This window comes from Nocardia sp. JCM 34519.1, from assembly GCF_020361265.1.
In the GTDB taxonomy this organism is placed as follows: Bacteria; Actinomycetota; Actinomycetes; order Mycobacteriales; family Mycobacteriaceae; genus Nocardia; species Nocardia arthritidis_A.
The window spans coordinates 359211-371444 of sequence record NZ_JAIRBR010000007.1 but is presented as its reverse complement, the minus strand read 5'-3'; the positions used below and the strand labels follow the sequence as shown (position 1 = coordinate 371444).

The window sequence follows — 12234 nt, the reverse complement described above, 5'->3', positions numbered from 1 at the left end:
CGCCGCGTGCGAGTGGTGTTGGCCGAGGATTCGATGTTGTTGCGGGAAGGGCTTATCCGATTGCTCGACGAGGCGGGTGCGACCGTCGTCGCCGCCGTCGGCGACGGGGACGCGCTCGTCGACGCGGTGGTCGAGCACCGGCCCGATATCGCGATCACCGATGTGCGGATGCCGCCATCGTTCACCACCGAGGGATTGCGCGCCGCGCTGGAAGCCCGCCGCCGCGTCCCCGGCACCGCGGTGGTGGTGCTTTCGCAGTATGTCGAGGCGTCCTATGCCACCGATCTGCTCGCCCAGGCTGGGCTCGGCGGAGTCGGATACCTGCTCAAGGACCGCATCTCCAAACTGGAGGAACTCTCCGACGCACTCGAACGGGTCGCCGCGGGCGGCACCGCACTCGACCCGGAAGTGGTCGCGGGCCTGTTCGCCGGCCGCAAACGCCGACCCCTCGACGAACTGACCCCGCGCGAACGGGAAGTGCTGGAGCAGATGGCACAGGGCCGCACCAACCGCGCCATCAGCAGACAACTCACCATCACCGACGGCGCGGTGGAAAAGCATGTCTCGTCGATCTTTTCGAAACTCAACCTGCCACCCTCCGACGACGACCACCGCCGCGTCCTCGCCGTACTCGCGTGGCTGGAGTCCTGACGGTTACGGGGCGTCCGCCGAAACGTTCCGCTGCGCCCGATCCGTCGCGGCGATGGTGCCCAGCAGTCGCAGCGCGGTCTGCCCCTCCGATCCCGGTGCCGCACTGAACAATTGCAGTTGCTGATCAGGCTGATCCGGCAATCGCAGCATCTGATAGGACAATTCGAAGCTACCAACCTCCGGATGTCGGAATTCCTTTGTCCCGAAGGTACATTCGCGAACATCGTGATCGTTCCACAGTCGCGCGAACTCCGGGCTCTTCACGCACAGCTCGCCGACCAGCGCGGCCAGTCGCGGGTCGTTCGGGTTACCGGCCCGCGACCAAACCGGAGGAATGCGACGGCGGGGCGGGTCTCGGCTTCCCAGTGCACGAACAGGTTTCGATACCGGTCATCGAGGAAGAGCATCCGAATGTGGTTGGGCGGCTCGGGCGCGTCCGGCGGCAGGCCTGCGCCGATCAGCGCCTCTCCGAGTCCGTTCCACGCCAGCACGTCGAGGTGGCGGCCGTACACGATGGCGGGCACGCCGTCCATGGCCTCGAGCAGTTGGCGCAGCTGCGGACTCACCGACTCGGTGACCGCGACCGGACGACGGCGCGGCGCGGCGGCCGCCAGATCGTGCAGATGCGCCCGTTCGTCGACATCGAGCCGCAACGCCCGCTCCAGCGCATCGAGCACTTCGGCGGACGCATTGCGAGCTTGCCCCTGCTCGAGGCTGGTGTAGTACGCCACGCTCACCCCGGCCAGCTGCGCCAACTCCTCCCGGCGCAATCCGGGCACGCGCCTGCGGGCACCGTAGGAGACCAGGCCGACATCCGCAGGTTGCAGGCGGGACCGCCGCGCGCGGAGGAAGCCGCCGAGGTCGGCGACGAAGGACTGATTCATACCGATCAGTCTGCCTGATCGACATATCCACAACCTGACCCTGCCGGTAGCAGGAATTGGATGCCTACGCTGCGCGACCGTCTGGTTACGGCTGCGCCACGGATCTTCGATCGCCGGTGGTCACTTCTGATCAAAGCCCCAATGTCGGCCATTATCAGGGGCATTGGGACTTATGCTGCCAGCCTGAACCGCCAACCGGCACGGCGTTCCGGATAGCCGGACCTGGCCGCAACGGCCGACCGGACGCGTCCCGGCCTGTCTCAGTCGGTGCCGTCCTGCACCGGATAGTCGATGACGACCGCACCACCGGTGGCGTAGTTGACGACATCTGCCGCCGCCCGCCGGCCGTACGTCGACGCCCGCGACGCGGCCAGGGCGGCGGCGTCGGCGAAGTCGGCTTCGAAGACCGCGAAATACGGCGCTTCTCCGTTGGAGGCCGCCACGTCGAAGCTGTAGCGCCACGCGAGCAGGCCGGGCCAATTCCTGATCAGCGGAAGGTGTTCGGTCACGTAGTAGTCGCGGAAGTGGTCAGGATCGGCGGGCTTGGGATACAGGACCACCAACTTATGCACGACCGCCTCCTATATCGCCGGATGCGGGACATCCGGATTCGGGTGAGGGCGGAGGAGGTTTCAGTCGAATCGTCATATGCGCAGGTTAGGGCTTGATGTGCGGTCGAGGGAAAGACCGGTACGCGATAGGCTCAGAACCGATCGTTATCAATCGACGGGGAGGGCATGTGGCGCCGGATACGGTGAGCCTGCGGTACTTCCTGGTGCTGGCGCAGGAGTTGAACTTCACCCGCGCCGCCGCACGGATCGGTATCGCACAGCCCGCACTCAGCGCCCGGATACGTCGACTGGAGGCGGAACTCGGTACGAGCCTGCTGGTCCGCAATACGCGTAGCGTCGAATTCACCACGGCCGGTGCGGCTTTGGCGGAGTCCGCGCCGCCCGCGCTCGCGGCGCTGGACCGAGCGTGGGACACCGCCCGGAATGCGGCGGCCGGTGAATTGGGCACGCTGCGCATGGGATACAGCCTCAGCACCGGGGCCGAGACCGCACCGGCCCTGGTGGACAGGCTCATTCGCAGCACCCCGGGACTCGAGGTCAGCGCGGTCCCGATGGCGACACCGGAGATCTCCCCCGCGGTCGCCGACGGCCGCATCGATGCCGGGATCACCCGCGGTGCACAGCCGGGCCGTGGCGTGCGCCGGTACCTGCTGCGGCGTCAGCGCGTCGGGGTCCAGCTGGCACAGCACCATCCGCTGGCCGAACACCCGGAGATCGAGATCGCCGACGCGGCCGCGTACCCGCTGCGACTCCCCCACCGTACGGCCAATCCCGTGATCCACGATCAGCTGTCCGCACTGTTCCGCGACACGGGACCACACGCCCGATTCCACACGCCCGCAGTCTCTTTCGACATGTCTCAGCGCGACCTACGCGACGGGCGCACACTCGCCCCGGCCGGGGAAGCCGCGGCCACGACAACAACGACCGGTCTCACCTGGCGACCGCTGCGGGGCGCGCCCAGCCTGACGATCCACCTGGTCCTCCCACGCGAGCAGTCGCCACTACACCGCCGCATCCGTGCCGTCGCCAAAACCCTGGCATACGAGCAGCATTGGCTGCCGGACTGACGGGCAAGAAATCACGCGAGACGGACGTCTACGGTGGTGAGGCCGAAGACCTTGCGCCCGGCGGACTTCGCGGCGACGACGGCGTTGCCGCGACACGACCTGCTCTGCCTGATCGCGCCAGGCGCGATGAACACGTTGCCGGAGTTGTCCTGTGGCTGTCGGTAACCCCACCACACCGGCTTGCCCGGTTGCTTGCCTTTGGTGGTTTCGCCGGGAAGGGTGATCGTGCCCGTGTGGTGGCCAGGAACCGGTGGACCTGTTAGGAACCGCGGCCGGATTCGGCGGGTATCGCACTCGATCCGATCCGAACCGCCGCGCGGGTTCACGCCGCAGCGGCGTCCGGCTCGCCGCCGATGACCTCTACGACGCCATCGATATCGGCCAGCGACGCGGCGAGTTCGCTCACCGATCCGCCGCCGTGCACCGAAAGCCGCACCGACACCTCGTGATCGGCGTCGGGATGTTCGATCGACACCTCGCCGACGGTGAAATCGCGCGCACTGCATTCGGCCAGTGCTCGGCGCAACACCCCACGCCCGTCGACATAGCACAACCGCAGCCGGGCCGGCGCGTATTTCGAGCGCGGCAGGCGCGCCGCCAGCGGAGTGAAGGCGAACACCACCAGGAAATGCGCCGCGGTGACCAGGATCGCCAGCAGCCACAGCCCCGCCCCCGCAGCCATCCCGACCGCCGCGGTCAGCCAGATCGTGGCCGCGGTGGTGAGTCCGCGCACCGCATCACGCCGCACGAAAATCAAACCACCACCGATGAATCCGATCCCGGACACGATCTGCGCGGCCACGCGTGAAGGATCGAGGGTCACATGCTCACCGAGGGTGTCGGTGAACCCGTACTTGGACACCAACATGATCAACGCCGCGGCGACCCCGACCAACGTATGCGTCCGCAACCCCGCGCTCTTCTGGCGCACCTCCCGCTCGAACCCGATCGCCGAGGACAACACCAGCGCCAGCCCCAACTCCACCACCTGCACCGGCCCCTGCCCGGTCGACTCCCCGAAATATGCCAATACCACCCGCTCCAGGCTAACCATCCCCCCACAGCACCAGCCACCAGCCACGTCCACTCCTCATCATCCCGGCAGGCCCGACGGCGACCGCTGTGCGACATCTCCACCGGTCACCCAGTGTTTCAGCGACGGCGGGCCGATGAATACTCCGATACGGACGGCACGGTGCTGTGGAGCAAGACCGGCCACGACATCGGCCACGCGAACGGTGTTCGCCACGCGCGATCTGTCACGGCACGGCATGTACGCGACCGCGCGGATCACCGACAACAACAGTGACGCGCCAGCGCTGGCCGAGCGGATCGGTGCGGCCGCGCTCGCGAAACCGCAGGCCGGGCTGACCTCACGCCCAACCGTATGCGCCGGGCGGTCACCCGGCACACCCGAAAGATCAACCCGCAGAGATCATCTCGACATCAGCAATGCACGGCGATTTCAGGATGCCTGCCAGTCATCTGCGTCCTGGCATTCCGCCGGGTGGGCGTTGTGCTGCGAGATCTGCTGCGGCGCAGCACATCCGCACGTACCGATTGTTTTCGAAGTCACTTCGCCACGGGCCTGCGATACTTGTTGCGGGGGAACGGGTCCTACCAGCGAAAGCAGCTCCGATGAGTACTGATCCAGCGGCCGACGAGAACGAATCCGTCACCAGCGCCGAACCGGAGGCAGACGCTCGGGAGGCCGAGCGGCGGACTCCACCACGAGTGGGTGCTGTTCCGGACTCTGTCGTATTCATCCAGCCCCCTCCTGTCGAGTAGGCCGCGCCCTTGCGGCTGGGCGCATTAGGCGGTCATCCAGAACGGTTGCCCGGCACAGCTTTCCAGCGCACGGGAAGGTGGCCGCTGTTCGGACCGTCACGCACGAGGGGCGGTCGAAATAATCTGGCTCAGTGCAGCAACGCTCGCGCTATCCAGCATCGGGAACGGGAGCGATTCTTGCGCCGGTATGCGGTGGCGGTGATCCGGGCACCGAGCGAATCGGTGACGTAGAAATACTCTCCGCCGATATCGGTTGCGGCACGGGCGATCTCATCGATCGATCCGTGAAAGTCATATGTTCCCCAGCGACTCAACGCCATCTCGACCGTGCCGACCGGGTCGAAGTCTTGCGACGGTTCGGTGTCGAGTTCCTCCGCTATGTGGCGCATCGACCCACTCTCAGCCGGACCGAGAACCGCTGTCAAGGCAGTGCGCCGCTGACCTGGTTCGAGAATATCCGCAACCTGACCCTGCCGGTAGCAGGAACCCGATGCCTACGCTGCGCGGCCCTCTGGTTACCGCCGCGCAACGGATCGAGGCTGATTCGGCGATCGAAAACCGAATCAGAAGGGAATCCTGCTGTGCCACTTGCTCTCATCGCACTGATGATCAGCGCTTTCGCACTCGGCAGCACCGAATTCATCCTGAACGGGCTGCTGCCGGAGGTCTCCCGGGACCTCGATGTCTCCATTTCCACTGCGGGCCTGCTGATCTCGGGCTATGCGCTCGGCGTGGTCGCGGGTGCGTTGCTGCTCACCGCCGCCACCATTCGGATGCGCCGCAAACCGTACTGCTCGGGCTGTTGGCGCTGTTCGTCATCGGGAATACCCTCTGCGCCATCGCACCCGGGTATGGCCTGCTCATGACCGGGCGAGTCGTGTCGGCGCTCACGCACGGCGCGTTCTTCGGCGTCGCGGCCGTGGTGGCCGCCGGGCTGGTCACGCCGGATCGCCGGGCGGGCGCGATCGCCGCGATGTTCACCGGGCTGACCCTGGCCAATGTGCTCGGCGTTCCGGCCGGAACCGTCATAGGCCAGCACCTCGGCTGGCGCATGGTGTTCTGGGGCGTCGCGCTGCTCGGCCTGATCGGATTGCTCGGCATCGCCGCGCTGGTGCCGAGCACGCCCGGCGACCCCGATGCGGGCCTGCGGCGGGAGCTCGCGGTGTTCCGTCGCCCGCAGGTGTGGTTGGTGCTGGCCATGACGGCGGCCGGAATCAGCGGGCTGTTCATCTCTTTCACCTATATCGCGCCGATGATGACGACGACCGCCGGCTTCGCGGAATCGTCCATGGCCTGGCTGCTGGTGCTGTACGGGGCCGGGCTGGTGGTCGGCAATCTGCTCGGCGGGCGGGTCGCGGACCGGTCGCCGCGAGCGGCGCTGGTGGGTAGTTCGGCCCTGCTGGTCGCGATGCTGCTGGTGTTCACCGCGACGGTGCATGCCGCGATTCCGGCGGCGATCACGCTGGCGCTGCTCGGCGCGGCCGGATTCGGCCTCGTCCCGGTGATGCAGAGTTGGATGCTGCGCTACGCCGAAGGCGCGCCGACCCTGGCCTCGGCCGCCAATATCGCGGCGTTCAATACCGGTGCGGCACTTGCCGCGTGGCTCGGCGGGCGGGTGATCGACGCCGGATTCGGCTATCCGGCGTTGAACTTGGTCGGTGCGTTGCTCAGCGCGGTGGGACTACTGCTCGCGGCGATCGCGGTCGTCGGTAAGCGGACCCCGGGCGACGAGCCTGCTGGCCGGGACAGGACGCTCACCGTTTCGAACAGTTGATCCGATCGGCCCGGGGTGGCTCCATCGGATGAATCATCCTCGGGCTCAGGTCAATTGGGTCCCTGCCATATTGTCAGGCCGAGCGTCACATAGCCGGTTTCGAACCGGGAATCGCCCTTCAGTATCGACGCCGCGACGACCAGTCCCTTACCGGTAATGCAAAGGGTTTGGCGGACATAGTCTCTCGGCTCGACTCTGCTGCCGATGTATTGCCGGGTGTTCCGGCAGTCGTCATAGGTGGGTGTGGTGCTGTTCAGGGTCGCGACGTTCTCTGCGCCGTCGACGCCGAGTCCATACGACAGGTTGTTGAGGCTCAATGCCAAGCCGCTGACGAATCTTTCGGCCGCCGGACAGTCCTGGCTGGCGCGCAGCGGTATTCCGGAGCCGTCGGGCACGGTGACGGTGCAGGTCACCCAGGTGGTTCCGGCGGCGGGTCCGGACGGCTTCGGAACGGTCGTCGGTCCGGGCCCGACCGGTGGCGGCCCCGGAATCGTCGACGCCGGAACGACCGGTGAGATGACAGTGGTCTGCGGCGCCGACGGTTTGGCCTGGTCGTGATTGATGACAGCCACGATGATCGCCCCGACGGCGCCGATCAACGCCGCCACGATGGCACCGACACCGGCTGTGCGCCAATACTTTTCATTATCCGCCACGGCGATCCCCCTGTCGTTCGGCACGATCGTAGAGGATTCGTCCCAGCCGGTTGGACGAATGCGAGACGTGGCTCAGCGGCTCCTTTCCGTCGGCAGCAGACCGTCCGGCAGTTCCCGCGTCGAGCGCAGCGGCGAAAAGAGCAGTGGCAGTAGGGGAATCACCCCGCCGACGGCGATCACCCAGAGGGTGGTGCGCGCTCCGATGAGCTGACCGAGGACGCCGCCGACGGCCGCGCCCAGCGGCGATATGCCCCAGACCAGAAAGCGCATCGTCGCATTCATCCGCCCCAGCAAGGTATCCGGCGTGAGCCGCTGCCGGAAGCTGACCTGGGTGATGTTGTAAACCGATGCGCAGAGCCAGATCACCAGATAGGCCGCGGCGGACAGCCACAGCAGCCAACCGCGCTGCGCCAGCGGAACGAGCAGCTGAAACGGCGCGGATACCGCGACCACCACCCAGATCGTCGGCCCCTGCCCGACCAGTTCGGCGATCTTGCGGGCGAATAGCGCGCCGATCAGGCTGCCGACCGCGGCGATCGAGAAGAAGGCGCCGATCACGCTGGCCGATAGCTGCAATACCTGGGCCAACAGCACGGTGAGCATCGCGCTGCGCGCCGCGGACAGAAAATTGTAGGAGGCGGTGGATAGGGCGATGGCGCGCAATATCCGGCTGCCGAAGACGAAACGCAATCCCTCGCGCACCTCGTGGCCGAGATGTCTGTTCGTTTTGTCCGGCAACTGCTCTCGTTTGCGGATTCGCCCCAGGAAGAGCGCCGAGATCAGGAAGCTGACCGCATCGATGACGATCGCCACCGGCGCGGACAGCGCCTGGATCATCAGCCCGGCCAGGGTCGGCCCGCCGATCTGGCTGACGGCCCGCACCCCTTCCAATCGGGCATTGCCCTCGGCGAGATGTTCGCGACCCACCAGATGCGGCAGATAACTCTGGTACGCGACGTCGAAGAACACCGTCAGGACGCTGGACAGCAATGCGACGAGATAGAGCTGCCCCATGGTGAGCACGCCGAACAGCCATGCCAGCGGAACGGATCCGAGTATCAGCGCCCGTCCGGCGTCGGCGCAGATGAGTACGCGCCGCCGCCGCGACCGATCGACCCAGGCGCCCGCGGGCAGGCCGACAACGAGGAAACCCACTGTGCTGCAAGCGGATAGGATCCCGACCGCCAGACTGGACGCGTGCAGCAGCCACACGGCCATCAGCGGCAACGCGAGCAGACTGACCTGACTGCCGACCTGGCTGACGGTATCGGCGAGGAACAATTGCCGAAAGTCCCACTGCCGCAACAGTCCAGGCGCCCTCACGGCGACGGCACCGGCGAATCGGCGGCCGCCTCCGCCTCGACGAACTCCGCCAACCGCGCCACACCATCGGTGATTTCGGCGGGGGTGAGGTAGCTGAAGGCGAGCCGGATGGTGCGCTCACCGCCACCGCCCGGGTAGAAGTACGACATCGGCGTCCAGATCACGCCGTACCGGTCCGCCGAGCGGGACAGTGCGGCATTGTCGGCCAGGAACGGCACCCGCAGCGACAGGAAGAATCCGCCCTTCGGCTCGTTCCAGGCCACGCCCAACCGGGCCGCCCGAACGGGCGGGAAGTGGATCCGCAAGTGTTCCAACAACGTTCGCAGGCATTCTTCGTAGCGGGCCGCCGCGGATCGGTTCGATTCGGCGAGGTGGTGGTCCGCCTCCAGCAGCATGCCGCCGACCACGATCTGGCTCAGCGACGAGGTGTTGACCGTGATCATGCTCTTCACCTTGGCGAGTTCGTCCGCCAGGAGCTCGACCTTGCCGCCGGGACCGTGCACGACCTGATCGGCGACGACGAAACCGACCCGCGCGCCGGGCAGCAGCGTCTTCGAATACGACCCGATGTGCACGACAACCCGGTGCCGGTCGAGCGATTTCAGGGTCGGCCACCGCTGCCCGGCACTGACCAGGCGGTACGGGCTGTCCTCTAGTACGAGTACGCCGTGCCGGGCCGCGACCTCGAGCAGTTGCTCGCGCGCCGCGGGCGACATCATCGTTCCCGACGGATTCGAATGGTCGGGAACCACATAGCAGGCCCTCGGCTGCCGTCCCGCCGAGCGCTCGGCCCGGATCGCCGAGTCGAGATCGGCCGCGGACAGCCCTTCCTCGGTTTCGGGCACGGTGCGGATCGGGATGTCGAGCAGGCGCGCCGCGCCGGTGATGCCGACGTAGCAGGGGCTCGCCACCAGCAGGACGTCATCCGGTCCGGCGAACAGCGTCCGCAGCGCGAGCACCAGTGCCTCCTGACAGCCCACCGTGACGACGATGGCCTCCGGCGCCACCCGGATCCCCTCGTCGGCGCGCAGCGATGCCGCGATGAGCTCCCTGATCTGGCCTGCGGCCGGACCGTATTGGTACACGGCCTCCCGGATCTCCTCCGGCGTATCGCCGCGCTCGGCGAGATAGCGCAGATAGCGCCGGGTCGCGGTGAATACCTGCTCGACATCGAAGAATCCGGGATATGGGCGGCCGGGCGCGAACGAGATCGCGGCGGGATACCTTCTGGTGATCTCGTTCAGGAAATTCATGGTGTCCAGCACCGGATCCGAAAGGCTCGCGTGCAGTTGCGCTTTCCGCAGCACACCGCTCGGGGCGGCCGCCGCGCGGCGTTGGGCGCCCGGCCCGGCGATCAGCTCCGGGCCCGCCGCAGCGATCGACGCGGTGCCGGTGAGCACCATCGCATCCTCCAGTTCATCGGTCAGCACCCGCAGCATCGCGCCGACGCCCGCCGCGCCGCCCGCGGCGAGCGCGTGCAGGACCGGGCGGCCGACGAGCACGCCGGACGCACCGGATGCGAGTGCCGCGAGCACATCACCGCCGCGCCGCACACCGCCGTCGAGCAGCACCGGGCACCGGCCCGCGACCGCCGCCGCCACGGCGGGCAGCGCGTGCAATGTCGCGGGCGCACCGTCGAGTTGACGACCACCGTGATTCGACACGATGATGCCGTCGACGCCCGCCTGTAGCGCAAGCGCCGCGTCCTCCGCGCCGAGCACGCCCTTGACCAGCACCGGCAGCCCGCTCACCGACCGCATCCAGTCGATGATCGTCCAATCCAACGCCGGATCCAATGCCAGCCGCCCGTGTTCGGACGGCGAGGCGTAGTCGTCGGGCGGCAGATTCGCCGGGGTCACCTCCGGCGGCAGCCGAAAGCCGTTGCGCAGGTCGCGCACCCGCCGCCCGAGCCGCGGCGTATCCGCCGTCAGCACCAGTGCCTCGAATCCGGCGGCCTCCGCGCGGGCGATCAGCCTGCGCGTCACCTCGCGATCGCGAAAACAGTAGACCTGCAACCACAGTGGCACCGACGCCGCGGCGGCGAGCTCCTCGAACGGGCGGCCGGCGAACGTACTGACGATCACCGGCGCGCCGACCACATTGGCGCCGCGCACCGTCGCCAGCTCGCCATCGGCGTGCACCAGCGTCTGATAGGCGAGCGGCGCGACGGCGATCGGCACCGGCCAACCGCGACCGAGGATGCGGCTCGTCGAATCCGGTTCGGTCACACCACCGAGCACCCGCGGCCGCAGCGTCAGCTCGTCGAAGGCGCGCCGGTTGGCGGCCATGGTCCGCTCCTCCCCAGCGCCGCCTTCGATGAAATCCCATGTGGCCGAGGACATCCTGGCCTTGGCCAACCGCTCGAAGTCGGCCAGCAGATAACCTTGCTCAGCCACGGCCCGGTACCGCCACCCGGCGCGGCGGCGTCGCATCCGACCGCTCCACCGCCTCGTACAGCGCTTTGATATTGCCGCTGCCGAAGGTCTCGGCGCCGCGCCGGTCGATGATCTCCATGAAGTACGTGCCCCGCACATGCATCGACCTGGTGAAGATCTGGAACAACTCGCCCCAGTGATCGCGGTCCACCAGGATGTTGTAGCGCCGCAGCACGTCGATATCCACGCCCGTCGGGCCGAGCCTGGCGCCGAGTCGGTCGTAATAGGCCGACGGGGTATCCAGGAAACGCACTCCCCGATCGATCAGCGCCGGAACAGCGGTCGCGATATCGACGGCGCCGAAGGCCAAATGCTGGACGCCCGCGCCGCCGTGCGCCCGCAGGAACGCGTCGATCTGGCCCGGCTCCCGGCCGGTATCCGGTTCGATGAGGGTGAAGGTGGCGCGCTTCGACCGGCTCTGCACCACCTTCGACGCCATCGCCTGCCGCCCGACCTCCACATATTCCGCGAAGATCTCGGGAAGGTCGAATATCCGGCCGTAGAAGTGGACGGTCTCGTCGAGCGTGCCCGCGGGCAGGCAGACGGCGACATGATCCACGGTGTGCAGCAGTCCGGTGTCCGGTTCCCCGTTCGCCGGAAGCATCTCCATCGCGCCCGGCAGGAACTGGTCTCCGGATCCGTCGCGCGCGACGAGCGGATGGGTTACCTCACCGAATCCGCCGACCTCCGCGATCGTGACGGACGCGTCCTCGGCGGCGAAGCGCACCGGTTCGCGCAGCACCGCGCAGCCCCGCCGGGCGGCCTCGGCCGCGGCGAGGTCGGCGTCGGCGACCCGGAAGGCGATCTTGGCGACACCGTCGCCGTGGCGGGCGACGTATTCGGTAGCCGGATGGTCCCGGGCCAAACCCGAGGTGAGCACCATGGCGATGCCGCCGTGCCGCAGCAGCAGCGACCGTTGATCGGGCAGCCCGGTCTCCGGCCCGGCCCGGCCGCACAGCCGGAAGCCGAATGCGGTGCACATGTAGTAGGCGGTCTGCTGAGCGTCACCGACGTAGAATTCGACGTGATCGATATCGTCGATGTACACAGGCATCCCCCTTTCATCTGACGCAGAAATCTC

General features: G+C 67.5%; 13 protein-coding genes. 4 read left to right on the top strand and 9 right to left on the bottom strand.

Going from position 1 to position 12234, the window contains the following annotated elements; all coding sequences use genetic code 11:
* Positions 1 to 6: 6 nt before the first annotated feature.
* Entirely contained in the window at positions 7 to 651 is a 645-nt protein-coding gene (locus LGY53_RS20500) for a response regulator transcription factor (protein ID WP_225728300.1), read from the top strand.
* A gap of 3 nt (positions 652 to 654) precedes the next feature.
* On the opposite strand, the gene LGY53_RS44155 is transcribed toward LGY53_RS20500, so the two are convergent.
* The 3 genes from LGY53_RS44155 to LGY53_RS20490 all read right to left on the bottom strand — a co-directional run bounded on the left by LGY53_RS44155 (position 655) and on the right by LGY53_RS20490 (position 2107).
* Positions 655 to 915, bottom strand: coding sequence for a hypothetical protein (locus LGY53_RS44155; protein ID WP_308102938.1), 261 nt, complete (start codon positions 913 to 915; stop codon positions 655 to 657).
* Positions 912 to 1535, bottom strand: coding sequence for a helix-turn-helix domain-containing protein (locus LGY53_RS20495; protein ID WP_308102937.1), 624 nt, complete (start codon positions 1533 to 1535; stop codon positions 912 to 914). Before LGY53_RS20495 ends, LGY53_RS44155 begins: the two co-directional genes overlap by 4 nt.
* 260 nt (positions 1536 to 1795) lie before the next feature.
* Positions 1796 to 2107: an EthD family reductase gene (locus tag LGY53_RS20490; RefSeq protein WP_225728299.1), complete on the bottom strand. Its 312-nt coding sequence runs from the start codon at positions 2105 to 2107 to the stop codon at positions 1796 to 1798.
* Between the two features lie 167 nt (positions 2108 to 2274).
* On the opposite strand from LGY53_RS20490, the gene LGY53_RS20485 reads away from it, so the two are divergent.
* A complete protein-coding gene (locus tag LGY53_RS20485) occupies positions 2275 to 3177 on the top strand; it encodes a LysR family transcriptional regulator (protein ID WP_225728298.1) in 903 nt (300 codons plus the stop codon).
* Positions 3178 to 3499: 322 nt separating this feature from the next.
* Here the strand turns inward: LGY53_RS20485 and LGY53_RS20480 are convergent, their stop codons facing one another.
* The gene (locus LGY53_RS20480; protein WP_225728297.1) at positions 3500 to 4231 is read right to left on the bottom strand and encodes an MgtC/SapB family protein; all 732 of its coding nucleotides are present in this window, start codon (positions 4229 to 4231) and stop codon (positions 3500 to 3502) included.
* 862 nt (positions 4232 to 5093) lie between these two features.
* Positions 5094 to 5354, bottom strand: coding sequence for a hypothetical protein (locus LGY53_RS20475; protein ID WP_225728296.1), 261 nt, complete (start codon positions 5352 to 5354; stop codon positions 5094 to 5096).
* Positions 5355 to 5570: 216 nt separating this feature from the next.
* On the opposite strand from LGY53_RS20475, the gene LGY53_RS20470 reads away from it, so the two are divergent.
* Both LGY53_RS20470 and LGY53_RS20465 read left to right on the top strand, forming a co-directional pair.
* On the top strand, positions 5571 to 5831 hold the full coding sequence (locus LGY53_RS20470) for a hypothetical protein (protein WP_225728295.1): 261 nt from the start codon (positions 5571 to 5573) through the stop codon (positions 5829 to 5831).
* The gene (locus LGY53_RS20465) at positions 5768 to 6739 is read left to right on the top strand and encodes an MFS transporter (protein ID WP_225728294.1); all 972 of its coding nucleotides are present in this window, start codon (positions 5768 to 5770) and stop codon (positions 6737 to 6739) included. The genes LGY53_RS20470 and LGY53_RS20465 overlap by 64 nt, the downstream gene beginning before the upstream one ends.
* A gap of 50 nt (positions 6740 to 6789) precedes the next feature.
* On the opposite strand, the gene LGY53_RS20460 is transcribed toward LGY53_RS20465, so the two are convergent.
* The 4 genes from LGY53_RS20460 to hppD form a co-directional block, all read right to left on the bottom strand.
* Positions 6790 to 7395 carry a hypothetical protein gene (locus LGY53_RS20460; RefSeq protein ID WP_225728293.1) on the bottom strand — a complete coding sequence of 202 codons (606 nt, stop codon included), beginning with the start codon at positions 7393 to 7395 and terminating at the stop codon, positions 6790 to 6792.
* Positions 7396 to 7467: 72 nt separating this feature from the next.
* Positions 7468 to 8718 carry an MFS transporter gene (locus LGY53_RS20455; protein ID WP_225728292.1) on the bottom strand — a complete coding sequence of 417 codons (1251 nt, stop codon included), beginning with the start codon at positions 8716 to 8718 and terminating at the stop codon, positions 7468 to 7470.
* The gene (locus tag LGY53_RS20450) at positions 8715 to 11114 is read right to left on the bottom strand and encodes an aminotransferase class I/II-fold pyridoxal phosphate-dependent enzyme (RefSeq protein WP_225728291.1); all 2400 of its coding nucleotides are present in this window, start codon (positions 11112 to 11114) and stop codon (positions 8715 to 8717) included. Before LGY53_RS20450 ends, LGY53_RS20455 begins: the two co-directional genes overlap by 4 nt.
* Positions 11107 to 12207 (bottom strand): 4-hydroxyphenylpyruvate dioxygenase, encoded by a 1101-nt coding sequence (gene hppD, locus LGY53_RS20445; RefSeq protein ID WP_225728290.1) that lies wholly within the window; start codon positions 12205 to 12207, stop codon positions 11107 to 11109. The genes LGY53_RS20450 and hppD overlap by 8 nt, the downstream gene beginning before the upstream one ends.
* Positions 12208 to 12234 lie beyond the last annotated feature (27 nt).